The organism is Saccharospirillum alexandrii, from assembly GCF_004000275.1.
Classification (GTDB): Bacteria; Pseudomonadota; Gammaproteobacteria; order Pseudomonadales; family Natronospirillaceae; genus Saccharospirillum; species Saccharospirillum alexandrii.
The window spans coordinates 56,015-78,666 of record NZ_RCIP01000004.1; the positions used below are offsets into that span (position 1 = coordinate 56,015).

Here is a 22,652-nt window from a genome sequence, read left to right on the forward strand (position 1 = left end):
CGTTATCTTCCTTTTTATCGTGTTTTTTTCGCGAAAACCCGATATTTAACGCCTTCAACGCTTGAATTTTCAATCGCGGCTGACAATAGTACAGTGCAGAAATTAATGACGGATACGCGCCTGCTTCAGGTGTTCGTTTCCAGTCAACATTGAAGTGTATTGTCGGTTTTTAATAACGACCTCACTTCTGCCAGAAATCGGGAACACTGAGAACAACTGAGGGGATAGACTCATGGCCGCCGCCAAGAAAAAAGCGACACCAAAGACACGCACCGCCAAAAAAACTGCCGCACGCAAAACATCCGCGCGTAAAACTCCGGCGACGCGCAAGACCGCTGCAAAACGCACGGCCTCGTCTGCCGCAATGACCTCACCGGTTGATGTCCTGAAGACAGAGATCGGCAAACTCCAGGTTGAACTCGAAAAGATGCGCGACAAAACGGTCGCAGACAGCGCTAAAACCCGTGACCAGCTCAAGAAGAAATTCGACGCCGCACGCAAGAAAGTTGCCGCCGCTCAGGCCAAACAGCAAGCCGCGGCTCTGCGCGCCAGAAGCAGTGCTACCCAAACAGCGAAAAACCAGTTGGCCAAGGCCAAGGCAACCTACCAGGCCGCCAAATCAGCCGCTGACGAACTGAAACAGGAATTCGACGCTGCCAAGGATGCCTATGTAGCAGCCGCCAACGAGAAGAAAGCCGCGGATGCTCTGAACAAAGCGCTGGATAAAGTCCGCAAGGCAGAAGAAAAGAAAGCGGCGATCGCTGCCAAAAAAGCCGCCGACAAGGCTGCCAAAGCCGCTAAAGCCAAGGCCAAAAAAGCCAAAGCCAAACCCAAGAAAGCGGCAGCCAAGAAGACGACAGCCAAGAAAACTGTGGCCAGTGCAGCCCCCAAAAAGACAGCGGTAAAAAAAGCCACGGCCAAGAAGGCGACCACTCGTAAAGCCGCCCCTAAAAAGGCCGCACCGAAGAAAACCGTCGCCAAGAAAGCTCCGGCGAAAAAAGCAGCACCCAAGAAAGCCGCCGCCAAAAAGGCCGCCACCCCAAAAACGACCGTAAAGACAGCGGCACCGAAAAAAGCGACAGCCAAAAAGGCCGCTACCAAGAAGCCAGCGGCCGCCAAGAAAGCCCCGGCGAAAAAAGCCGCTTCGAAAAAACCAGCCCCGGTTAAAGCGCCTGCACCCAAGGCACCGGCAGCACCGCAAGCGGCACCCTCAGCTGCGCCGTCTGCGCCCAGTGCACCGGCCGTAAGCAGCCCGGCCAACAGTGCACCGGCACCGGAAAAACCGGAAGCACCCAAGCAGCCGCTGGTGAATACCGTGCCGTCTGATGAAGGCCGTAGCCTGTTCGATCCGAAGAAAGACGCCTGATGCGAAGCCGGGCACAGAGAGAACACCTTCGTTGTTCACTCTGTGCCCGGTCATCCCGCATGCCTGGCCGGGTTACACCTTCTGCCCACTAATCTGCAATCTACCCAGCAACGTCTCCACCGCCTCGACGGACAAATCACAGTGTTCACTCATCTGAGTAGCAATACGGCTGTGATCCGCTTGATCTGACGGTTCACTACCCAGACATCTTGCCAGCAGCGACAAGTCCCATCGCTCCAATGTCAGCTCCCAATCCAGCAACCGGGCCCGTTTCGGGTCAGACCGTTCCATAGCCAGTCGATAACGACGCACCCGATGCAATACCTGACGCGGACGACCCGCCCGAACGGCTTGCCAGCAGCTGACGTTAAACGCCAACTGATTGTTAACGGCGTATGCAGCCGCCAGTGCATCGTTAATGTGCAAGTGAGCATTCTGTTGCAGTGACAAAAGCGAGGCTTGCTCAACGGCATAGCAGCGCACTGCAAAGGACCAGAGGTCGGCCGATCGATCGTTGTCGGACTCAGTGTTGTCGGGTGTTTGATTCATGATGATGAATATCTGGAACGGCATCGGTAATCAGAGACAGTATCACAGCGCATTGGTAAACTGCGCGCCATGATTACCTTATCCAACGTTCAACTGCAGCGCGGTGGCAAGCCGTTGCTGGAAAACGCCTCCGCCACCCTATACCCCGGCGAACGCATTGCCGTGATCGGTGCCAATGGCAGCGGCAAGTCCACCCTGTTCCAGGTGCTTCAAGGCGACCAGAGCCTCGATGGCGGCACCGCCCGGGTACCTGCCAACTGGCGTGTCGCGCACATGGCTCAGGAAGTCGATGCCGTCGATCGCCAGGCGCTCGATTTTGTGCTGGATGGCGATGGCCACCTGCGTGAACTGGAAGCAGAACTGGCGTCTGCCCAGGCCGCTGGCGATGACGACCGCGTTGCCCATGCGCTCGGCGCGCTCGACACCTACAAGGCCTTCGAAAAACAGTCGCAAGCCGAACAATTGCTGATGGGGCTGGGCTTTGTCGTCACCGACTTCACCCGGCCTGTCTCCGCTTTCTCGGGCGGCTGGCGGGTCCGACTAAACCTCGCCCGGGCGCTGATGTCACCGGCCGATCTGTTGCTGCTCGACGAACCCACCAACCACCTCGACCTGCACACCTGTTACTGGCTCGAACGCTGGCTGCAACGTTACCCGGGAACGCTACTGCTGATTTCCCACGACCGGGACTTCATGGACGGCGTGGCTACCCAGGTGCTCAGCCTTGAACAACAGCAGCTGACACTCTATCGCGGCAACTACAGTCAGTTCGAACGCCAACGCAGTGAACGGCTGCGGTTGCAACAGGCCCAGTATGAGAAACAGCAGGCTCGGGTTGTGGAAATTCAATCCTTTGTCGATCGGTTTAAAGCCAAGGCTACCAAAGCCAAACAGGCGCAGAGCCGGGTAAAAATGCTGGAAAAAATGACGCTCACGGCACCAGCGCATGTCGACAATGGCTACGACCTGTCCATCCCCTGCTACGACAAAGTCTCCGACCCGCTACTCAGCCTCAGCGAGGTCAGCCTCGGCTATGGCGACCGCACCGTGATCAGCAACGTTGAACTGACCCTGCACCCGGGCATGCGCGTCGGTCTGCTTGGGTTGAACGGCGCCGGCAAGTCTACGCTGGTCAAGGCGCTGGCAGGCACTTTGCAGCCGCAGAGCGGAGAGATGGTGCGCGGCCAGCATTTGCGCATTGGGTATTTTGCCCAGCATCAGTTGGAGTCGCTCGACAGCCAGGCCAGCCCCATGGAGCATTTGCGCCGGCTCGATCCGACGGTGCGCGAGCAGACCTTCCGAAATTTTATCGGCCGCTTTGGTTTCGCTGGCGAGCGCGCCGATGAACCGGTCGGCCAGTTTTCCGGTGGTGAAAAAGCCCGGGTTGCCCTGGCACTGATCGCCTGGCAGAAACCGAACGTACTGTTGCTCGACGAACCGACCAACCACCTCGATCTGGAAGTGCGGGATTCGCTGAACTTTGCACTGCAGCAATACGATGGTGCGGTGGTGCTGGTATCGCACGATCGCTATTTGCTGAACAACACGGCCGATACGTTCTGGTGGGTCAATGGTGGCCAGGTTACGGAGTACAGCGGTGATCTTGAGGACTACTTCCAGACCCTGCTGAAACAACCCGATAAACTTCAAGGGCACTCAACCACCAGCGATAAAGAATCATCAGCGGCCGACAAAAAGGCCCAGCGCCAGCAAAAAGCCGCCGAGCGGGAACGCCTCAAACCGCTGTTGCGACAGTTGAAAAAGGTTGAAGGCGATCTCGAAATCGCCCAGGCCAACCTGGCAGAGCTTGAAGCCCGGCTCGCCGACACCACCTTGTATCAGGAAGACCAGAAAGCCAACTTGCAGACAACCCTTCAGGCACAGGCCGATGGCCGCCAGAAGGTTGATGACCTGGAACAGCAATGGTTAACCCTGTCGGAACAAATAGAGGCGGCTGAACTGTCCACATAATCTGTGGGTAAGTCTCTGGACAAGCCTTGGGCAGATGCCGCCAGGCCCCAGCCAATGGCCATTTGCAGCTCAGGGTGAAAAATGAATCAACGCCTTAAACGCTATTAAAATCAAGGCATTAGGGTTTGAAAACCGGTCAGAATGCCAGGGCTGCCCGTGCAGCTTTGCAGAGTGGCCAATTGTGAATAAAACTGAGTATCGACCGGGGTTAGAATCCGAATTCAGCGCTACCCGATGCTTTTTCAAGACCCGGACAAGCCGTGTAATCCGGACACACCTTTTAGGAGAACACCATGAAAAAAGATGAAGAACGCAGTTTCGACCCGGTCGCCGACCGACTGATCAAATCCCGCAAGGTGGTTATTTGCGAGGAGATCAACCAGTCCATGGCCAAGCGGGTTATTGGTCAGCTACTGGCCATGGCCGATGAGTCCGACGAGGACATCCATTTGTTCATCAACAGCCAGGGTGGCCACGTTGAAGCCGGCGATACCATTCACGACATGATTCAGTACGTCGATGCCCGGGTCAAAGTGATCGGCACCGGCTACGTCGCCAGCGCTGGCACGCACATCTTTCTGGCGGCCGATAAAGAAGACCGCTATTGCCTGCCCAACACCCGCTTCCTGATTCATCAGCCGTCAGGCGGAGTAGGTGGCCAGGCCAGCGACATTGCGATCCAGGCCGAGCAGATCATCCGCATGCGTGAGCGTCTGGCGCAAATCATCGCCAACGCCACCGGCCAACCCATTGAACGCGTGCGCTCCGACATCGAGCGCGATCGCTGGCTGACCACGTCTGAAGCCATCGAGTACGGCATTGTCAGCCAAGTCGTTCGCTCGTCGAAAGAAATTAGCTGACACTTTCTTGCAGGCACAAAAAAGCCCGGCCAGAGCCGGGCTTTTTTTGTTCAGTCTCGCCAGTCCAGTCTTACTTGATCTTGGCTTCTTTGAACATGACGTGCTTGCGAACCACCGGGTCAAACTTTTTGAATTCCAGTTTGTCGGGTGTATTACGCTTGTTCTTGTCTGTGGTGTAGAAGTAGCCAGTGCCAGCGCTGGATACCAACTTGATCTTGTCACGCATGCTTCGGCTCCTTAAATCTTGTCGCCACGGGCACGAACGTCAGCCAGTACGGCCTCGATGCCCTTCTTGTCGATGATGCGCATGCCCTTTGATGAGACACGCAGTTTGACAAAACGCTTTTCACCCTCAACCCAAAAACGGTGAGTGTGCAGGTTCGGCAGGAACCGACGCTTGGTTTTGACGTGTGAGTGGGAAACATTGTTCCCGGTTACAGGACGCTTACCTGTAACTTGGCAAACTCTGGACATTATAAATCGCCTCCGATTCTTCGGTGCCACCGAGGTTAAACAAAAACCGGTCGACCCCCCGAAATGTATTGGTTCGGTCGCCCTGAAGCCTGCCTTACTGCAGACTCCTAACCCCCGATCCGCACTTTTGATCCGGGGCCCGGATAAAATGAGGCGCGATTTATACCAGAACACGCCATCAAGCTCAAGAGAAAGCGGCGAATAATTGAGCGAAATGCCTATTAACTCCAGTTTCGGAGTTCGCCACCAACTGAGTGTCAGGTGCCGGGTATGCCTATCTGGGGAAGTCTGAGGCATGGATGCCGAAGTCTAGACCCCATGGATGGGTCCACGCCGGTCGAGTGTCGCACCACCCAGATAAGCATACCCGGTGCCGGACACGGACTCCTGGCACCGACACAAACCCAACCTCCGAAATTTGAGTTAACCTTATATCCAGCCCCGTTCGGCAAAACTGACCACCACCCCGGCACCCACCACCATATGATCCAGTACCCGAACATCAATGGCGCGCAGTGATTCCACCAGCCGGTCGGTGATCTGCCGGTCAGCCTGGCTGGGTTCGGCCACACCACTGGGGTGGTTATGCGCCAGTATCACCGCCGCTGCATTATGCTTCAGGGCCGTGCGCACCACCTCACGCGGATACACCGCCGCGCCGTCGATGGTGCCCGTGAACAGGGGTTCATACTGCAGCACCCGGTGCTGATTATCGAGCCAGATGCAGGCGAACACCTCGTGGGGCAGGCCGCGCATCTGTGCCAGCAGATATTGGCGGGTGTCTGCCGGCGAGGTGAGTGAGGGCGAGGCTTTCAGGTCATCCAGTAAATAACGCCGGCTCATTTCGAGCACCGCCTGCAGTTGCACGAACTTGGCCGAGCCCAGCCCCTTGCCCTGGCAAAAGCGGGCCTGATCTGCGGCCAGCAGGGTGCCCAGGCTGCCGTAGTCGGTCAGTAGCTGGCGGGCCAGATCCACCGCGCTGACACCGGGTAAACCGGTACGCAGGAAGATAGCCAGTAGTTCTGCATCGGTCAGGGCGCTGGCCCCGCGTTGCAGCAGTTTTTCCCGTGGCCGGTCTGAAGCCGGCCAGTCCTTGATTGACATGGTTGCGTCCTTTTTCGGGCAGACACCCTTGTCTGCCGGTCTCGAAGCGGAAGTGCCAACCGGGTTGTCACCCGCCCCGCTGTGATGAACACCAATCCCTTATGGTATTCTTGCCCTCTATTTTGAGTGGCAGAGCACGAGCATGCAAACCCCGAACCTGGAGACGCTGGCTGGCAAGCGCATCATTGTCGGCATTACCGGCGGCATCGCCGCCTACAAGGCGGCTGAACTGGTGCGCGAGCTGGTTCGGGCTGAGGCCGAGGTGCGGGTGGTGATGACCGATGCGGCCCGGGAATTCATAACGCCGCTCACGCTACAGGCACTCAGCGGCAACCCGGTGCATCATTCACTACTCGATGAAGCCGCTGAAATGGGCATGGGCCATATTGAACTGGCACGCTGGGCCGATCTGTTGCTTGTTGCGCCAGCCACCGCCGATTTCATTGCGCATCTGGCGGCGGGCTCGGGCCACGACCTGCTCAGTACCCTCTGGCTGGCGACCACGGCGCAGCGTGCGCTGGCGCCGGCCATGAACGAGAAAATGTGGCTCAATGCCGCCACCCAGGCCAATGTGGCCCGATTGCAACAGCTGTACCCGACGCTCGCCTGGTTCGGGCCCGATGCCGGTCAGCAGGCCTGTGGCGATGTCGGCCCGGGCCGCATGCTCGAACCCCAGAATCTGGCCGAACTCGCCGGCGGGTTGTTTCATCGGGGCAGCCTGACCGGTAAGCGGGTGGTGATTACCGCCGGCCCTACCCGCGAAGCACTGGACCCGGTGCGCTATCTGAGCAATCACAGCAGCGGCAAGATGGGCTTCGCCCTGGCGCAAGCGGCGGCCGAGGCCGGTGCCCGGGTGACCCTGATTGCCGGGCCCGTGCACCTGCCGACACCGGACCGGGTCAGCCGAATTGATGTTATCAGCGCGCAACAGATGTATGAGGCCGCACTCGGTGAACTGGGCGATGTTGATCTGTTTATCGGCACGGCGGCTGTCGCTGATTACCGCCCTGCGGAAACGGCCACCCAGAAAATGAAAAAGACCCCGGGCTCAGAACACCTGACGCTGCACCTGGTTCAGAACCCGGACATCATCGCCACCGTGGCCAGCCACGCCAAGCGGCCTGTCTGTGTAGTCGCCTTCGCGGCGGAGACTCAGGATGTGGAAGCCTACGCCCGGGCCAAGCTCGCCCGCAAACAGGTCGACTGGGTGGTGGCCAACGACGTGTCCCGCACCGACATCGCCTTCGGCAGCGACCAGAACGAAATACTGCTGGTTGGCGCTGATCGTCAGGATGCCTTTGGGCCGGCCTCGAAAAGCGCGGTGGCACGCTTTATCATCGCAACCATTAGCTGACACCACCCGACCTCTAAACCCAAACACCGGACCCTCGACTCTCCATGAAGAAACCGCTGAAGATCAAGAAACTCGATGCCCGCCTGGGCGACACCCTGCCATTGCCGCACTACGGCACCGAAGGCTCGGCCGGGCTCGACCTGCGCGCCTGTCTGGATGAGGCATTGACGCTCCAGCCCGGCCAAACCGAACTGATCGGTACCGGGCTTGCCATCTACGTAGAAGACCCGGCCTACGCCGCCATGATCCTGCCTCGCTCGGGCCTCGGTCACAAACATGGCATCGTGCTGGGCAATCTGGTGGGCCTGATCGACAGCGACTATCAGGGCGAGCTGATGGTGTCGTGCTGGAACCGGGGCAGCACCGAGTTCACCATCGAGCCTGGCGAACGCATCGCCCAACTGGTGCTGGTACCGGTCGTACAGGCCGATTTTCAGTGGGTTGACAGTTTCGAGGAAACCGACCGGGGCGCCGGTGGTTTCGGTCACACCGGTCGACATTAGTCGGAATTGTTCAACAAGGCTTAACCTGTCACTGAGCTTGGGCTAAAGTAGTTGAATGAAGTGAGCAATCACTGCACCCGCCAGTGCGACGGGGTGGCCGGTTGCTCAGCAGCACGATGTATTCAACCACCCTCTTTTAAGGAATTGTCTGTGGCGTTACTCGGCAACAAGAAGAACAAACCCAAGGCCAGTGAGAAGTCGACTCCGAGCACCACAGGCAATGCGGCCAATCGCAGTGTGTTCACCTATCTGATGGTGCCAATGCTGGCTATTGCCCTGTCGATCGGGGCCTCGGCCTGGTGGGTTATTAACCAGGCCATCGGCCCGGTTAACGAAACTCACCAGCAGCAGTTGATCAGCCAGGTTGGTGAGCAGTACGAAGCCTACTTCAACAATGTTCTGAACCAGCACCGCACACTGATGCAGCGCCTGGCCAGTGGCGATCAGCTGATCGATCTGCTGCAAAACGCCAGCCGGGCTGAACTCGATAGCGCCGAAGCACGTCTGGTCAACAACTTGCCGTACGGTCTTGCGGTGCATCTGTTTCCGCTTGGCGAGGCATCCCAGCAACCCAATGCCATGCCACCGCTGGCGTTCGCGGGCATGGACATGATCAGACGCACCGAGCAGGGCCAGAGCCTGCCATGGGAGGCCCACCAGCTCGACGGTGAACCCTACCTGCACTCGGTCATCGCGGTACGCAACGCAACGGGCACCCTAATCGGCACACTCAGCGTCAGCCAGGACATGGCCTATCTGGAGCAATCCCTGAACGGCATCGACAGCACTCAGGGCAACGTCGTGGTGGTGCAACAGTTTCAGGGCAGTAGTCAGCAGACGCTGCTGACGTACGGCGTAAAAACCTCGAACCCGGTGCGCACCCTGCGTTCGGATAACCCGAACTGGACACTGACCTTCCAGCCCTCGGACGAGCTGGCGCAATCGACGGTCTTTGCTGCCACCAACCTCTGGGCCACCTTTGGGTTGATTTTCATCATCGCGCTCGTCTCGATGCTGATCGCCGCCAGCCGGTTGCAGGCCGCCATGCGGCACGATGCGAATCTGTTTGCCCGGTTTATTCAGCGGGTGCTGAGCAATCAGTCGGTCGACAATCAACCCTATCGGCTGGGCTTGTTCAACTCGCTGGCCAAAAGCGTTAACCGCTTGCGCATGGGCAAGGGTACGCGCCCCAGCGCACCGGCCATGGTCTCCCAGGGCGGCCAGCCCTATGCCCAGACTCCGCCACCGTTGCCCGTGGCCGAAGAAGCCGATGACGACTTCGACGTCAGCATGCTGGAAAGCGACGACGACCTGCTGGGTATGGACTCTCCGGCACCGATGCAAATGGGCCACAGCTCGCCGGTGTCTGCCGACATTTTCCGGGCTTATGACATTCGCGGCATTATGGGCGAAACCCTCGACAGCGACATCGCCCGCAAAATCGGCCTGGCCATTGGCAGCGAAGCGCTGGACCGCGGCGAACAAACCGTGGTGGTGGCGCGCGACGGTCGCCTGTCGAGCCCGGAGCTGAGCAAAGCCCTGATCGCCGGGCTGACTGCCAGCGGACGCGATGTCATCGATATCGGCGTGGTACCCACGCCACTGGCCTATTACGCCACCCACACGCTGGGCACGCCCTCTTGCGTGATGGTGACCGGCAGCCATAACCCCAGCAACTATAACGGTTTCAAGATCGTACTGGCGGGCAACACCCTGTCGACCGACGACATTCTGAATCTGCACCGGCGCATCGAAGAAGAACGCTTCCACAGCGGTAACGGCAGCAGCACCAGCAGCGAGATCACACCCAGCTACATCAATCGGGTAACCGAAGATGTGAAGGTTTCACGACCGTTGAAGGTGGTTATCGACTGCGGCAACGGGGTGGCTGGCAACATCGCGCCCAAACTGATCAAATCACTCGGTTGCCACGTTCTGCCCCTGTATTGCGACGTCGATGGCAACTTCCCGAACCACCACCCGGACCCGAGCGATCCGAAAAACCTGCAGGATCTGGCACGCACGGTCATCGAAACACGCGCCGACATCGGCCTGGCCTTCGATGGTGATGGCGACCGCATCGGGCTGGTGACCAACTCGGGCAAGATCATTCCGGCCGACCGATTGCTGATGTTGCTGGCCAAGGACATCATTACCCGCAACCCGGGCGCGACCGTTATCTATGACGTCAAATGCAGCCGCCGCTTGCAGGGGTTGATTGTCGGCTACGGCGGCAAGCCACTGATGTGGAAGACCGGACACTCGCACATCAAACGCAAGATGAAAGAAGTGAATGCGCTGCTTGCTGGTGAAATGAGCGGTCACATCTTCTACAAGGAACGCTGGTACGGATTTGACGATGCCCTCTACACGGCTTGCCGCCTGCTGGAGATTATCTCTGCCCGCAGCGACAGCCTCGATGCATTGTTTGGCAGTTTCCCGGAAGACATCAACACCCCGGAAATGAACATCTCCGCACCCGACGACCGCAAATTTCGCATCGTCGAGCAGCTGCAGCGCAATGCCGCCTTTCCCGGCGGACGCATTACCGACATCGATGGTTTGCGCGTCGATTTCCCGGATGGCTGGGGCCTGGTTCGTGCCTCCAATACCTCGCCCAAACTGGTGTGCCGGTTCGAAGCCGACACCGACCAGGCGATATCTCGCATTCAGGATGCCTTCCGCTCGCAGCTGCAAGCCGTTGACAGCCAGTTACAGATTCCCTTTTAATGCGGCGTTTTCTGGAAAGCACCGGGCACCTCGGGTAGCCCGGCGTTAACCTTGCGGGCCCGGCTGGCGGCTATTGCCACGCCGGGCACAGTCCATCCCGGACAGGTTTCATTTTCCGGTCTTCACCGCGCAGACAGTCATCAGTAGGTCATATCATGCCGCTCGATCGTAAAACCGCCCTGAACTTTGTGAACGTCCTGCACGAAGCCCTGCCGTACCTGCAGAAGTTTCAGGGCGCCACCGTCGTCATCAAATACGGCGGCAACGCCATGGTTGACGACGTACTCAAAGCCAGCTTTGCCCGCGACATCGTGTTGCTCAAAACCGTGGGCATTAACCCGGTGGTGGTGCACGGCGGCGGCCCGCAAATTGGCGAGTTGCTGACCAAGCTGAATATCGAGAGCACATTCGTCAACGGCATGCGCGTCACCACCAGCGAAACCATGGACGTGGTTGAAATGGTGCTCGGCGGCCTGGTCAACAAAGACATCGTCAACCTGATCAACCAGGCTGGCGGCAAGGCCTTTGGCATTACCGGCAAGGACGGACACACCATTCAGGCCCGCAAGCTCAAGGTCACGCGCAAGACGCCGGACCTGGATACGTCGGAGATCATCGACATCGGCCACGTCGGGGAGGTGGATAAAGTCGATACCCGCCTGATCGAACTGATGACCGAAGGCGGCTACATTCCCGTCGTCGCCCCCATTGGCGTTGGTAAAGACGGGGCGTCCTACAACATCAATGCCGACCTCGTCGCCGGCAAGCTGGCCGAAGTGCTCGGCGCCGAAAAACTGATACTGCTGACGAACATCAGTGGCCTGCAGAACAAGGAAGGCCAGGTTTTGACCGGCCTGAGCACCGAGCAGGTAGATGCGTTGATTGCGGATGGCACCATCTACGGCGGCATGTTGCCGAAGATTCAGTGCGCCCTCGAGGCGATTCACAACGGCGTGACCAGCGCACACATCATCGACGGCCGGGTAGCGCACGCAACGTTGCTGGAAATCTTTTCGAACGAGGGCGTCGGCACGCTGATCACCAACAACGCCGACATTCTCGACCAGACGCAGATGGAACCCTCATGACCGAAAGTAACACCCAGGAAGGCTTGTCGCGTCGCGATCAGATTCTTCAGGCGCTGGCCCACATGCTGGAAAGCAGCCCGGGCAAAACCATCACCACCGCGCGCCTGGCCAAGGCCGTCGGTGTGTCGGAAGCGGCGCTGTATCGCCACTTTCCAAGCAAAGCAAAGATGTTCGAAGGGCTGATCGAGTTCATCGAAGAGACGCTGTTTTCCCGCGTTAGCCGAATACTGCAGGAAGAAAGCCGGGCCGTGGCCCAATGCGAAGCCGTACTGACGCTGCTGCTGCATTTCGCCGAACGCAACCCGGGCATGTGCCGCATTCTGATCGGCGATGCCCTGGCGGGTGAAGTGGAGCGACTGCGCTCCCGCGTCGCCCAGGTATTCGACCGGCTGGAAACCCAGATCAAACAGATACTGCGTGAAGCCGAACTGCGCGAAGGCCTGCGCACCGAAATGACCGCCACCCAGACCGCCAACCTGCTTCTGAGCGTTGCCGAAGGGCGCATCAATCAGTTCGTACGCAGCGAGTTCAAACGAATTCCCACTCAGGACTGGGACGCCCAATGGCGAGTACTGACCCAGGCAATTTTCAAATAGACCAGATCGTGTCAGGTGCCACCGGCACCTGACACTTCTCGTGCGCTCACGTCACACTGTTAGCGGCTCGTTTTTTAAAACCGAACCCGTAACCCGGTTCCAAACCGCGTCGCATTCCCCTCGCTTTCTTCCGGCAGAAACACCTCGGCAAAGTTGTAGGCACTCACCTGGTTCGAGAACCGGATTTCATGCATACCGGCAAACATCAGCTGCGTTTCGTCAATGGTTTCAGCATCGTTTTCCTGAGCGGAATACCCACCCGTTAAACGCAGCCGATTCTGCCAGCGGGTGATGTCCAGCGGCAGTTCAGCGAAACCGACAAAACTGGTGCCGTTGAGATCCTGATCCCCGTTACCGGCAAATTGCAACAAGCCACCCACGGTGATTTCGTTCAAATAGTACTCACCCACCAGGCGAAACAACTGTGTGTTGGTATTTGCACCGTTGACTTCAAACGCACCGGACACACTGAACGCCTGCTGGGCCATGGTTGCCGCCAGTGAGATACCCGTCTCACCATTGGGGTTCTGGGCGGGCAGCACCGCACCATCGAAACTCAGGCCATTGCCCAGGTCGTTTGAGGTAAAGTTAATGCCCGTGTTGTAGCCTTCGAACTTGGCACCGGTGGGTAAGTTACCGGTTGCTAGCATGCCATCGCCCAATATAAGCGAAAAATTGATGGGGTCTTCATCCATCAGGTTCAGATAAGACTGGGTCTTGGTCAGCGGTGTCGGTCCGCCAAAGAGACGCACCGTGCCGAATTCGCCCTCCAGCCCCACGTGGCCGCGCAGGGCCTGAGGTGCACCAGCCTCAACAATATCGGCATAAAGCCGGGCATCGAAGACCGCCGTGATCGACGGATCTATTTCGGAGTTACCCCGAAACCCAAAGTGGGACAAGCCACCATCAATGCCCAGACTGGTGCCGTCATCGTTGTTATTCACATAGGTATTGGCATTCGCCGAACCGTAAATCGTGGTCGCGGCCTGGGTAGCAGATGCCACACCCAACGCCAGAACCGGGATTGTCCACAACGTTTTCATAAAGACTCCTTATCGGTTGATTGCCAGGCTCTGGATTACCCGGATGAAAGTCGCCACGTTAGCGAGTGCCGACTGACGGGTAGCCTGAGAGTCGAGTCTGGGTTGCCTGTTGAGCATACGCGCTCAGAGTGACCGATTCTGAGAGGCAGGTCAAAGCAGCGAAATCTGCTGATTTAGCTATACTGTCATCACGCTTCCGACCTTGAACTGCTGCTATGGATAACTGGATCAGTCACTATCAACAACTTCCTCATGCCGACCAGCGCGCGCAGTTCCTCAGTACCCTGGTGCATCACTACACCGAAGTGTTCGACGCTACCCAGAGTGGCTTCCTGCTGCTGGATGGCCAGTTACGGATTCTGTCGCATAACCAACTGGCGGAAACCCTCTTCGGCTTTGTGCCCAGGCCCGGCGACCCAATGCCCCAGCCCGGCGATTTGTTTGAAGTCGGCAGCGATGCCGACCCGTCCGGGCACGACTGCATACTGACACGGGCGCTGCAGGAAGACCGGCCGCTGTCGAGCATTCAGACAGTACGTCGCGACGGCCAACGCCACTGGCTGCGCCTGACCGCCATTCCCGTCACTCTGATGGCCGATGCACAGGTGCTGGTCGTCATTCAGGACGTCAGCGCTGAACAACGATTACAGCAGGATGTGCTGCAACAGCAACAAGCGCTGGAGCAGGCCCGTACGCGGGATTCGCTAACCGGCCTGTTCAACCGGCGCTACATTCTCGATGAGCTCGGCCAGTTGAATGCCCTCGCCAAGCGCTACCGCTCCCGCTTCTGCATCGCGCTGATCGACCTCGATCACTTCAAAGGCGTTAACGACACCTACGGTCATGCCGTGGCCGACACCGTGCTGCGCACCCTGGGCGAGCTGATTCAGGACGAACTGCGTGACGCCGACATCAGTGCCCGTTACGGCGAGGAAGAGTTCATGGTGCTCATGCCCGAAACCGGCATCGACGCTGGCATCAGCACGCTCGACCGCCTGCGCCGGCGTTTCAGTGAAACCCGGGTGCCGGGCATCAAACGCTCTCTGACGCTGAGTGCTGGGGTGATTGAATGGCAGCCGGGGTTGTCGCTGGAACAGCTCGTGTTCAAGACCGACCAGCGCCTGGCCATGGCCAAATACGCTGGCCGCAACCAGGTGTGTGGGGATCTTTAGATCGCCGAGTCTGTGGTCAGTGCCTTGAACTCCGCATTGCGCCGCAGGCTCTTGAACGAATCGTCGGTCTTCGCTTCGTCGCGATACGACGGTGTCAGGTTAATCGCCTTTTCCAGAAACTCCATCGCCACCGTCGGCTCATCGCTCTGGGCGTATGCACAGGCCATTTGGTAGTAGGCGTGGGCGTGGTCCGGATCGATGTCGAGGGCTTGCTGGCTTAGGTTGATCGCCCATTTGGTTTCATCGATTTCCAATGCCGCGTCGGCCTTATAGGTCAGGGCCTCGGTGTCGAACGGACGCAGTGTCAGAATCTGATCGTAGATCTGGATCTTGCTGTGCGGGTTGGTTTCCTGGCTGGCGCGCAGCCACAACGAATGAATTTCGTTGGTTTTTTCGATCTCCTCGCGGTTTTCCTCGATCACCTGCGACTTCTGCTTCAGATTACGCTCCAGTGCTTTCAGCCGCTTCTCGTAGGAGGCCACCAACTTGGAGACTTCGCGGTCGGCGTAGGTATGGGCCTTTTCCTTGATGTCGCGGATGTTGGCGTAGCCGACCACAACCAGCAGTGAGGTAACCCCGGCGATCAGGTAAAAGAAGTAGGTGACGGTATCGATGGAGTAGGTGACCGACTGGGTAGCCAGCTCCAACTGCTTGGCGTTCAGCTTGTCGGAGTACTCGACCCGGAAGTTGGCCATATCGAGCCGCAGCTGACGGACTTCGTCCAGCAGATAGCGTTCGATAAAGGGGTTGTACATCGCTTCGTCGAGGTCTTCGATGGCTTCGACGACGTCGTCTTCAGAGTAGGTATCGGCTGCCGAAGGCAGCCGGTCAGCGGGTTCACCCCAGGCTGGCAGGGCCAGCACTGAGATGATGAGCAGGGAAACTAGCCCGGTCAGGCTACGCATTGGCTTTTGTCCTGTTTGGTCGGTTCGATCAGCGTTTCGTGAAGCAGCTTCAGCGCTGCCTCATACTGATCGTCCTCGACTACAAGACGAATGTCCACCTGTCGCATGCCCTGATGTATGGCCAGCACACTGATATTGTCGTCTGCCAGCGACTGACTGATGCGTGCCAGAATGCCCGGCACGTTCATGTCACTGCCAATAACCGAGACCATGGAGATCTTGCGGCTGGAAATGTCGGCCCCGGGATAGTACCGCTCCAGGCGCGACTTGATGCGCTTGATCACCTTCAGGCCAGTATCGAGATACATGGTGACGGTATTGGCGTTGTGTTCTTTGGCCAGCATCGGTACTTCGAAATCCTGCACCAGCTTCTGAATCTCGAGAAACTGATTCGGTTCGCCAACCATGTCCTGATCGAACACATCCAGTGCAAAAATGTGCGGCTTGCCAGCCACAATTTCGACGCACGGCTTTTCACTGCGGTAATCGTTGGTGATCAGCGTACCGTCGTGATCCGGCTCAAAGGTGTTTTTGACCCGCAAGGCAATGCCTTTCTGGCGCAGACCCTTGGCCGCTTTCGGGTGAATCGCTTCCATCCCGATCAGCGACAGCTGGTCAGCCACGTCGTAGTTGGTACGACCGATGGGCATAACCTTATCAGCACCGACGACTTTCGGGTCGGCCGTCGACAGATGGTATTCCTTGTGGATCACGGCTTCGCGGGCGTCGGTCAGTTCGGCGACCTTGCTGAAGGTAATCTCGCTGTAGCCCCGGTCAAAGGTCTTCATCAGGCCTTCCTTGCACTGGGTGTAGCCAGTCACGATCGGCATTTCCTGGCTCAGGTCAAAGCGGCTGAAGGTCTTATGGATTTTCTCATCCATCATCAGGTTGTCCGGCTCTCGCCAGCCCGTCAGATCGACAAAGCGGGCATTGATGCCTTCGGCCTGCAGCAACAAGGCGGTGTTAAAGGCGCTGTGCGCCTCACCGACACCGGCCAGCATTTCGCGCACGGTGGCCAGGTGCTCTTCGATCTGGAAATGACCGAATGAACACACCCTCTGCAAATCGAGCAAACAGCTGCGAATGCCTTCCATGCGCTCGGTGATGAACTGGTCGGCCTGTTTGCGTGAGTGCGGCATTTCAAACATGCGGGCATTCACTTCACGCATGGCCTTGGCCGCATCGGTCAGGCGTTCGCTCCACTCCCAGTCGGAGTCATCGTTCGCGAACAGGGCGTAAACACCGGGTTCCTTGCTCTTTTTATGCTCCAGCAGCAGATTGGTGATGCCGCCATAGGCAGATACCACAAAGATGCGCTGATAAAGCGTTTCCGGGTCGCGGTGAATTTGTACAATATTATCGCGCACTGCGACGTAGTCGTTCATCGATGTCCCACCGATTTTCTCGACAGTATGCTGTGCCATTAACCTAAAACCTCCTGAGCTCTCACCAGACCGGTCTGCATGCGGCGTGTCCTGCCGCGGCTGGTCTGGCTGACTCTGATTACACTGTATTGATTGCGCGCCGACAGCAGCGCTCTAATAAAACTGACCTAGATCGAACCTAAAACCGACTTCGGGCACTGATTGCTGACACCCAGTGCTCGAAAACGGTCTTGGAAGCCTGCTCGTTGGCAGGCTTCTCGATTATTGCGCCTCAGTCAGTAACGGCGTCCGCTTCCAGCGGGTAGGCACCGTCCGGGCCGTGCGTTTCCTTGCCATTCAACGGCGGGTTGAAGGCACAGGCCAGTTGCAGTTCTTTTTTGGCCTTCAGGATGTGATCGTCATGCTTGTCAAGAATGTAGATCGTTCCTGGCTTGATGTCATGTTCGATGCCGGTGGCCTTGTCGAGAATCGACCCTTCACCGGAAATGCAGTACACCGACTCCAGGTGATTCTTGTAGTGAATCGGGGTTTCGGTGTTGGCATAAATGGTGGTGATGTGGAATGAGAAGCCCATGCCGTCATCTTTCAGCGACATGCGCACGCTTTCCCAGGTATCGCTGGCGACACGGCGGTCGGATTTTCGGCATTCTTCCAGAGTACGTACAATCATCTAAAATTCTCCTTTGGGCCTGCCCGTGAGGCAGGCGAGTGTTTCCGCAACAAATGAGTGGGTAGCGCTGGCTTAGCTGGCTTTCGCGCGAGCTTCCGGCAATACCTTGGCAAAAGCCGACTCGAGAATGTCGATACCCTTGTTCAGATCGTCCAGCGGTATGGTCAGCGGGCACAGGCATTTAACGACTTCATCCCATGGACCACTGGTTTCAACGATCAGGCCCTTGGCGAAGGCCTCTTTGCAGATCGCACCGGCAATATCACCATCGGCGACCGCGATACCGCGCATCATGCCACGGCCTTTCAGGTGCATTTCAGATTCACCGAAGCGTTTAATGATGTCAGTAAAGCGTTTCTCAAGGATGTCGGCGCGCTTGGCGATTTCGCCTTCGAAGGCGTTGTCTTTCCAGTACTCTTCCAGTGCGACCCGGGCGGTTACAAAGGCCAGGTTGTTGCCGCGGAAGGTACCGTTGTGCTCACCGGGTTCCCACTGGTCCAGTTCCGGACGCATCAGGGTCACCGCAAACGGCAGACCATAGCCTGATAGTGACTTGGACAGAGTAACGATGTCTGGCTTCACGCCCGCCGGTTCAAAGCTGAAGAAGGTGCCGGTGCGGCCACAACCGGCCTGAATGTCATCAATAATAAACAGCATGTCGTGCTTGCGGCACAGGCTTTCCAGCTCCTGCAGCCAGTCCATGCGAGCGGCGTTCAGGCCACCTTCGCCCTGAACGGTTTCGACAATGACGGCAGCCGGTACTTCAACGCCGCTGCCCGGGTCGGTCAGCATCTGGTCGAGCAATTTCAGGCCCATGAAATCATCACCTTCATGGCCGTAGTTGTCATAAGGGATGCGCGTTACATCGCCCAGCGATACACCGGCACCGCCACGCTGACCCTTGTTACCCGTTACCGCCTGGGCACCCAGGGTGCAGCCGTGATAGCCGTTGGTGAACGAGACAATACCGGCACGGCCTTTGGCCTTACGGGCAATTTTCAACGCCACTTCAACCGCGTTGGTCCCGGTTGGGCCGGTAAACTGAACCTTATAGTTCATGCCACGCGGTTCCATGATGATGTCCTTGAATGCCTGCAGAAAGCGCTCTTTGGCATCGGTGTACATGTCGAGCCCGTGGGTGACGCCGTCGCTGGCAATGTAGTCGATCAGCGGTTTTTTCAGCAGATCGTTGTTGTGGCCGTAGTTCAAGGTACCGGCACCGGCCAGAAAATCGATGTAGGACTGGCCGTCGCGGTTGGTCAGGCGGGCATTCTTGGCCGTGGTGAACACGGTGGGGAATGACCGGCAATACGAACGAACTTGTGATTCAACCTGGTTAAAAATATCCATGTTGTGTCTCCAATGCTGTGAATTCAAAAAAGGGTTAGTTGACTAAACGTTTCAATAAAGCTCTCAAAGCTGCACCAGGCCACGTGTCTCAGCGACGGATGGGCCCAATGCGATACAGCTCTTCGGATTCGTGCTTGCCACCAAAATGCTGGTCTTTGTCGAACAGGACACTGACACCCAGCTCGGCTTCCCACTCCCGGGCCAGCGCTTTAAACAACCGCTGAGAGGGTTCGTTGTCCGGGGTGATGGTGGTTTCGAGCCAGCTGACGGTGTGCATTGTGTCGCGCGCCATCAGGTGCTGGATCATTTTCTTGGCCAGACCCTTGCCGCGTGCTGCCTCACCGACCACAACCTGCCACAAAAAGTAGGTATCCGGGTTGCCCGGCTTTATATAGCCGGAAACAAACCCTACCAGTTCCCCGTCCAGCTCCGCTGCCACGGCGGTTTCGCCGAAATGCGTGGTCTGCAACAGGTTGCAGTACAGCGAATTGGTGTCCAGCGGCGGGCTTTGCTCTACCAGCCGGTGAACGGCCAGACCTTCGTCGGACCGGGGTGTTCTCAATGTGATGCTCATCGTCAGTTGTTCACCTCGTTTGGCGACCCTGGATCGGGCCGGGCTGAACGTTAATTATGTATCTAATCTTTAGTATGCGAATCATTTTAACACAGTTACTGCCCTAAAGATCAAGCATGATGGCAACATCGTTTTGTGAAACCTTTCGCTTTCTAAAATTTAACTTGTGATGGAATGGGTAAAAAGGCTAATCTATATAGCGTCTCGAAATTGTTTCATTAGAGGACGAACCTTTTATCATGCGATATAATCTGGCCCTGATGGGCGACCAAACACCGTGGGTAAAGGACCAGACAATGAAACGAGTGGATGAAGTACTGGTGTCATTGCGCCGAATTATTCGCGCTACAGACATTCATTCGAAGCAGTTAAGCAAGCACAGCGGGCTGACCTCTCCCCAGTTACTGATACTGATGGCCATCAGCAAACTCGGCGACGTCACCATAGGAACCGTCGCCAAGGACGTGAACCTCAGCCAGGCCACCGTAACGACCATTCTGGATCGACTGGAAAAGCGGAATCTGGTGCGGCGGGTACGCAGTGAAGTCGATCGACGCCGGGTACACGCGCAACTGACCGAGGAAGGCAATAAAGTCGTGGAAGACGCCCCCAGTCCGTTGCAGGAGAGCTTCGTCGAGAAGTTCGATCAGTTGCCGGAGTGGGAACAAACCATGCTGCTGTCGAGTGTTCAAAAGCTGGCTGAGCTGATGCAGGCGTCTAATATTGACGCGTCGCCTGTGCTGTATGTCGGCGATGTTACCCATCACCTGACGGGCACTCAGGGGCGTTAAGCCCCTGCTGTTTCGTTAGACGGGCTCGCTGTTGGCGCTGAAGTACTCCTCCCGGAGCAACCCGTACAGTACCCCGGTTTCACCGTAGTACCGGTCCGTTTCTTCGGTAAAACGCAGCCCGATGCGCTCCATCACCCGATGAGAGCGATAATTATCCGTCGCTGCGATCGCCCACACCGCTGTCAGATCCAGGTGCTCGAACCCATACGACATCACCTTGCTGGCCGCTTCGGTTGCCACACCCTTGCCCCAATCCGGCTCCGCCAGGTGCCAGCCAATTTCGATATGTTCCGAAAAAGTGTCGTCGCCAAAGGGCAGCGCCTTGAGCAGGATGATGCCTGCGAGCCGACCGCTGTCTTTCCAGCGGATGGTAAAGGTACCTGAGCCCGGAGTATGAGCCTCCCAGCGTTCAGCACGATCGACGTAAAGTCGGGTCATCAGGCTCAGGTCTGGTGGGTCGGTCCAGCCCAGGGGCAGGCGCACGGCCTCTGACTGATACATCGCCTGATGTTCCAGCAAGTCGGTTTCAGGGTTGTAGCGGTTCAACCAAAAGCGTTCGGTCTCCAGTTTCATGACCAGGGCTCCCTTGCTGCACAAGACGGCATCGTGCCACTGCGGTGACGCTGCGTTCCATCCTGTGCATTTTTGTAAGATGGGCTACCAATTGCGCAGCGCTGAACTACTTTCAACGGTGAGGCTTCGGAACTGAACCGGGCTTCACCTGTGATGGGGGGTTACCCCTGTATGAGGGCGGTTGGGCTGGCTACTGCCGGGCTTAACGCCGGTGGTACCCACCGCCCCACTTTTTCAGTACGACACCCACCATGCCTTCAACTGCCAAGGCCAGGCATAAACCGATGCGTGCCTGCTTACTGCGGGCGAACGGTTAACTGCGTGCTGCTCAGACGCACCTGCAATCGCACGCTGTCGTTGGCGGGCACCGGCAAACTGATGCCTGCCTGATCGTTGCGATTCTGATCCCAGTGAGACAAATCCAGCACGGCTTCGACGTCATGGCTGTTGCGGTTGGTCAGCACCAGTTCCCATTGCTGCCCGCTTAACGATTCGGTGCCCAGCGTCACCATGTCAGATGACCCTAGCGACAGGGTCGTCCGATTTTCCTGTTCCGGCTGGTAATGCGTTTCAAGCAAGGCAACCTGTTGGTCCCAGACGGCAATCTGCAGAGGGCCGGCAATGGCGGGCAGGGCGTCGTCAGCGCTGACGGTCATGTGCCACTGGCCCGGCATACTGCCTTGCTGGCGAGTTGACCAGTTAAACCGATACTGATGATCAACACTGGCCAACGCCACTTCTTCAACCGGAATCCAGGCATGGCTGTTGGCCGGCATCCGGATGGGCTCGTCCGAGCTCAGGGTGGCCTGACCACTGCTGTCACCGGCCTTTGGACGGCTTACATCGGCCGACTCTAAGTCTGCCATGGCATTTCTTGCCATCATCGTGACCGGTTGCTGGCTGCTCTGGGCATAGCTGTACCCCGGTGCATTCAGGTCGTAATCGGCGTCATTGTGAAGCACCAGTTGCTGCAACAGCACCGGGTTGTCAGCGCGATGATCGAGGCTGTAACGAACCTCAGCCGACACTCGGTTATCAAACCAGGCATAGGCCAGGTCATTGGTGCGATCGTCTGGCTGATGCACCCGCAACGACAAGCTCTCTTCCTGATTCTGGCCAACAATCCAGCTTAGCCGATCCCAGGCGGTCTTTGGCAAAGAGCGGCGCACACCGGCCTGCGATAGGATCAGCACGTCATCCGTTACGCTGACAACGGTCCAGGAGCCGGGCCAGTCGCCAACCTGAACCAGCGAGCCTTCGTTGACCCACGAAACGGCATCGGTCGACTGCCAGGATACCTGCAGATCAGGATCGGTCGCCGACCACCAGAACGTTCCGGCGGATAACTGATCTACCGGCAGCGGCAGCGGTGTTTCGGCCTGTCGCAGGGTGGCCGAACGGGCTACCCAGCTGCCATTTCCGGTCAAATAGAGCCAGTCAGCGGCAACGGGCTCCTGGGCTGCCGCAAACGGGGTGACACAGATCAGGGCGGCACTGAGCAGCCCTGGTCGAAAAATGCTTAACGGATTCATGTTGAATCTCCCTGCAATCCGGCGTTGCCGACATGGTTCACGGGCGCCGGGTTGATCACGGA

Annotated in this window: 22 protein-coding genes; 10 read left to right on the forward strand and 12 right to left on the reverse strand. The window is 57.7% G+C overall.

All coding sequences use genetic code 11. The features are described from left to right. Nucleotides 1-232 precede the first annotated feature (232 nt). Nucleotides 233-1,366: a hypothetical protein gene (locus EP166_RS21260; RefSeq protein ID WP_181952729.1), complete on the forward strand. Its 1,134-nt coding sequence runs from the start codon at nucleotides 233-235 to the stop codon at nucleotides 1,364-1,366. A gap of 72 nt (nucleotides 1,367-1,438) precedes the next feature. Here the strand turns inward: EP166_RS21260 and EP166_RS16085 are convergent, their stop codons facing one another. Then, the gene (locus EP166_RS16085) at nucleotides 1,439-1,915 is read right to left on the reverse strand and encodes a DUF2390 domain-containing protein (protein ID WP_164743982.1); all 477 of its coding nucleotides are present in this window, start codon (nucleotides 1,913-1,915) and stop codon (nucleotides 1,439-1,441) included. Between the two features lie 69 nt (nucleotides 1,916-1,984). Between EP166_RS16085 and EP166_RS16090 the strand changes: the two genes are divergently transcribed. Together EP166_RS16090 and EP166_RS16095 are read left to right on the forward strand one after the other, a co-directional pair. Next, nucleotides 1,985-3,886, forward strand: a complete 1,902-nt coding sequence (locus tag EP166_RS16090; RefSeq protein WP_127558967.1) for an ABC-F family ATP-binding cassette domain-containing protein — start codon at nucleotides 1,985-1,987, stop codon at nucleotides 3,884-3,886. 293 nt (nucleotides 3,887-4,179) lie between these two features. Then, nucleotides 4,180-4,746, forward strand: a complete 567-nt coding sequence (locus tag EP166_RS16095) for an ATP-dependent Clp protease proteolytic subunit (protein WP_127558969.1) — start codon at nucleotides 4,180-4,182, stop codon at nucleotides 4,744-4,746. Between the two features lie 70 nt (nucleotides 4,747-4,816). Here the strand turns inward: EP166_RS16095 and rpmG are convergent, their stop codons facing one another. The 3 genes from rpmG to radC all read right to left on the reverse strand — a co-directional run bounded on the left by rpmG (nucleotide 4,817) and on the right by radC (nucleotide 6,324). Beyond that, the gene (gene rpmG, locus EP166_RS16100) at nucleotides 4,817-4,972 is read right to left on the reverse strand and encodes a 50S ribosomal protein L33 (RefSeq protein WP_127558971.1); all 156 of its coding nucleotides are present in this window, start codon (nucleotides 4,970-4,972) and stop codon (nucleotides 4,817-4,819) included. 11 nt (nucleotides 4,973-4,983) lie between these two features. Continuing rightward, a complete protein-coding gene (gene rpmB, locus EP166_RS16105; protein WP_028670254.1) occupies nucleotides 4,984-5,220 on the reverse strand; it encodes a 50S ribosomal protein L28 in 237 nt (78 codons plus the stop codon). A 429-nt stretch (nucleotides 5,221-5,649) separates the two neighbouring features. Continuing rightward, entirely contained in the window at nucleotides 5,650-6,324 is a 675-nt protein-coding gene (gene radC, locus EP166_RS16110) for a RadC family protein (RefSeq protein WP_127558973.1), read from the reverse strand. A 157-nt stretch (nucleotides 6,325-6,481) separates the two neighbouring features. Here radC and coaBC point away from each other — a divergent pair, with 157 nt between their 5' ends. The 5 genes from coaBC to slmA all read left to right on the forward strand — a co-directional run bounded on the left by coaBC (nucleotide 6,482) and on the right by slmA (nucleotide 12,595). Then, nucleotides 6,482-7,678 carry a bifunctional phosphopantothenoylcysteine decarboxylase/phosphopantothenate--cysteine ligase CoaBC gene (gene coaBC, locus EP166_RS16115; RefSeq protein WP_127559529.1) on the forward strand — a complete coding sequence of 399 codons (1,197 nt, stop codon included), beginning with the start codon at nucleotides 6,482-6,484 and terminating at the stop codon, nucleotides 7,676-7,678. A 44-nt stretch (nucleotides 7,679-7,722) separates the two neighbouring features. Beyond that, nucleotides 7,723-8,181: a dUTP diphosphatase gene (gene dut / locus EP166_RS16120; RefSeq protein WP_127558975.1), complete on the forward strand. Its 459-nt coding sequence runs from the start codon at nucleotides 7,723-7,725 to the stop codon at nucleotides 8,179-8,181. 150 nt (nucleotides 8,182-8,331) lie between these two features. After that, nucleotides 8,332-10,911 (forward strand): phosphomannomutase/phosphoglucomutase, encoded by a 2,580-nt coding sequence (locus EP166_RS21650; RefSeq protein ID WP_127558977.1) that lies wholly within the window; start codon nucleotides 8,332-8,334, stop codon nucleotides 10,909-10,911. Nucleotides 10,912-11,066: 155 nt separating this feature from the next. Further along, complete coding sequence (gene argB / locus EP166_RS16130; RefSeq protein WP_127558979.1) at nucleotides 11,067-11,999, forward strand: acetylglutamate kinase; 933 nt, start codon at nucleotides 11,067-11,069, stop codon at nucleotides 11,997-11,999. Then, a complete protein-coding gene (slmA, locus tag EP166_RS16135) occupies nucleotides 11,996-12,595 on the forward strand; it encodes a nucleoid occlusion factor SlmA (RefSeq protein WP_127558981.1) in 600 nt (199 codons plus the stop codon). Before argB ends, slmA begins: the two co-directional genes overlap by 4 nt. Nucleotides 12,596-12,669: 74 nt before the next feature. On the opposite strand, the gene EP166_RS16140 is transcribed toward slmA, so the two are convergent. Further along, entirely contained in the window at nucleotides 12,670-13,638 is a 969-nt protein-coding gene (locus tag EP166_RS16140; RefSeq protein ID WP_127558983.1) for a porin, read from the reverse strand. Nucleotides 13,639-13,853: 215 nt separating this feature from the next. On the opposite strand from EP166_RS16140, the gene EP166_RS16145 reads away from it, so the two are divergent. Further along, complete coding sequence (locus EP166_RS16145) at nucleotides 13,854-14,810, forward strand: sensor domain-containing diguanylate cyclase (protein ID WP_127558985.1); 957 nt, start codon at nucleotides 13,854-13,856, stop codon at nucleotides 14,808-14,810. Here EP166_RS16145 and EP166_RS16150 read toward each other — a convergent pair. From EP166_RS16150 to ectA, 5 genes are all read right to left on the reverse strand, one after another. Beyond that, complete coding sequence (locus EP166_RS16150; protein ID WP_127558987.1) at nucleotides 14,807-15,715, reverse strand: tetratricopeptide repeat protein; 909 nt, start codon at nucleotides 15,713-15,715, stop codon at nucleotides 14,807-14,809. The genes EP166_RS16145 and EP166_RS16150 overlap by 4 nt on opposite strands. After that, nucleotides 15,703-17,139 carry an aspartate kinase gene (locus tag EP166_RS16155; protein WP_127558988.1) on the reverse strand — a complete coding sequence of 479 codons (1,437 nt, stop codon included), beginning with the start codon at nucleotides 17,137-17,139 and terminating at the stop codon, nucleotides 15,703-15,705. Before EP166_RS16155 ends, EP166_RS16150 begins: the two co-directional genes overlap by 13 nt. A 232-nt stretch (nucleotides 17,140-17,371) precedes the next feature. Continuing rightward, nucleotides 17,372-17,770, reverse strand: a complete 399-nt coding sequence (locus EP166_RS16160) for an ectoine synthase (protein WP_127558990.1) — start codon at nucleotides 17,768-17,770, stop codon at nucleotides 17,372-17,374. A gap of 72 nt (nucleotides 17,771-17,842) precedes the next feature. Beyond that, nucleotides 17,843-19,120, reverse strand: a complete 1,278-nt coding sequence (gene ectB, locus EP166_RS16165) for a diaminobutyrate--2-oxoglutarate transaminase (protein ID WP_127558992.1) — start codon at nucleotides 19,118-19,120, stop codon at nucleotides 17,843-17,845. An 88-nt stretch (nucleotides 19,121-19,208) separates the two neighbouring features. Beyond that, a complete protein-coding gene (gene ectA / locus EP166_RS16170; protein WP_127558994.1) occupies nucleotides 19,209-19,694 on the reverse strand; it encodes a diaminobutyrate acetyltransferase in 486 nt (161 codons plus the stop codon). A 239-nt stretch (nucleotides 19,695-19,933) separates the two neighbouring features. Between ectA and EP166_RS16175 the strand changes: the two genes are divergently transcribed. Beyond that, entirely contained in the window at nucleotides 19,934-20,485 is a 552-nt protein-coding gene (locus tag EP166_RS16175) for a MarR family winged helix-turn-helix transcriptional regulator (protein WP_246026327.1), read from the forward strand. 15 nt (nucleotides 20,486-20,500) lie between these two features. Here EP166_RS16175 and EP166_RS16180 read toward each other — a convergent pair whose 3' ends face one another. Next, nucleotides 20,501-21,058: a GNAT family N-acetyltransferase gene (locus EP166_RS16180; RefSeq protein WP_127558996.1), complete on the reverse strand. Its 558-nt coding sequence runs from the start codon at nucleotides 21,056-21,058 to the stop codon at nucleotides 20,501-20,503. A gap of 296 nt (nucleotides 21,059-21,354) precedes the next feature. Continuing rightward, nucleotides 21,355-22,590 (reverse strand): hypothetical protein, encoded by a 1,236-nt coding sequence (locus EP166_RS16185; RefSeq protein ID WP_127558997.1) that lies wholly within the window; start codon nucleotides 22,588-22,590, stop codon nucleotides 21,355-21,357. Nucleotides 22,591-22,652 lie beyond the last annotated feature (62 nt).

What these genes read in the sequence shown, in the direction of transcription:
- EP166_RS16185 (WP_127558997.1), bottom strand. Translation starts at nt 22,590, where the DNA reads ATGAATCCGTTAAGCATTTTTCGACCAGGGCTGCTCAGTGCCGCCCTG.
- EP166_RS16095 (WP_127558969.1), top strand. Translation starts at nt 4,180, where the DNA reads ATGAAAAAAGATGAAGAACGCAGTTTCGACCCGGTCGCCGACCGACTG.
- EP166_RS16150 (WP_127558987.1), bottom strand. Translation starts at nt 15,715, where the DNA reads ATGCGTAGCCTGACCGGGCTAGTTTCCCTGCTCATCATCTCAGTGCTG.
- EP166_RS16155 (WP_127558988.1), bottom strand. Translation starts at nt 17,139, where the DNA reads ATGGCACAGCATACTGTCGAGAAAATCGGTGGGACATCGATGAACGAC.
- EP166_RS16180 (WP_127558996.1), bottom strand. Translation starts at nt 21,058, where the DNA reads ATGAAACTGGAGACCGAACGCTTTTGGTTGAACCGCTACAACCCTGAA.
- EP166_RS16145 (WP_127558985.1), top strand. Translation starts at nt 13,854, where the DNA reads ATGGATAACTGGATCAGTCACTATCAACAACTTCCTCATGCCGACCAG.
- EP166_RS16160 (WP_127558990.1), bottom strand. Translation starts at nt 17,770, where the DNA reads ATGATTGTACGTACTCTGGAAGAATGCCGAAAATCCGACCGCCGTGTC.
- rpmB (WP_028670254.1), bottom strand. Translation starts at nt 5,220, where the DNA reads ATGTCCAGAGTTTGCCAAGTTACAGGTAAGCGTCCTGTAACCGGGAAC.
- rpmG (WP_127558971.1), bottom strand. Translation starts at nt 4,972, where the DNA reads ATGCGTGACAAGATCAAGTTGGTATCCAGCGCTGGCACTGGCTACTTC.
- EP166_RS16090 (WP_127558967.1), top strand. Translation starts at nt 1,985, where the DNA reads ATGATTACCTTATCCAACGTTCAACTGCAGCGCGGTGGCAAGCCGTTG.
- EP166_RS16175 (WP_246026327.1), top strand. Translation starts at nt 19,934, where the DNA reads ATGCGATATAATCTGGCCCTGATGGGCGACCAAACACCGTGGGTAAAG.
- argB (WP_127558979.1), top strand. Translation starts at nt 11,067, where the DNA reads ATGCCGCTCGATCGTAAAACCGCCCTGAACTTTGTGAACGTCCTGCAC.
- EP166_RS16085 (WP_164743982.1), bottom strand. Translation starts at nt 1,915, where the DNA reads ATGAATCAAACACCCGACAACACTGAGTCCGACAACGATCGATCGGCC.
- EP166_RS21260 (WP_181952729.1), top strand. Translation starts at nt 233, where the DNA reads ATGGCCGCCGCCAAGAAAAAAGCGACACCAAAGACACGCACCGCCAAA.
- radC (WP_127558973.1), bottom strand. Translation starts at nt 6,324, where the DNA reads ATGTCAATCAAGGACTGGCCGGCTTCAGACCGGCCACGGGAAAAACTG.
- dut (WP_127558975.1), top strand. Translation starts at nt 7,723, where the DNA reads ATGAAGAAACCGCTGAAGATCAAGAAACTCGATGCCCGCCTGGGCGAC.
- ectB (WP_127558992.1), bottom strand. Translation starts at nt 19,120, where the DNA reads ATGGATATTTTTAACCAGGTTGAATCACAAGTTCGTTCGTATTGCCGG.
- slmA (WP_127558981.1), top strand. Translation starts at nt 11,996, where the DNA reads ATGACCGAAAGTAACACCCAGGAAGGCTTGTCGCGTCGCGATCAGATT.
- ectA (WP_127558994.1), bottom strand. Translation starts at nt 19,694, where the DNA reads ATGAGCATCACATTGAGAACACCCCGGTCCGACGAAGGTCTGGCCGTT.
- EP166_RS16140 (WP_127558983.1), bottom strand. Translation starts at nt 13,638, where the DNA reads ATGAAAACGTTGTGGACAATCCCGGTTCTGGCGTTGGGTGTGGCATCT.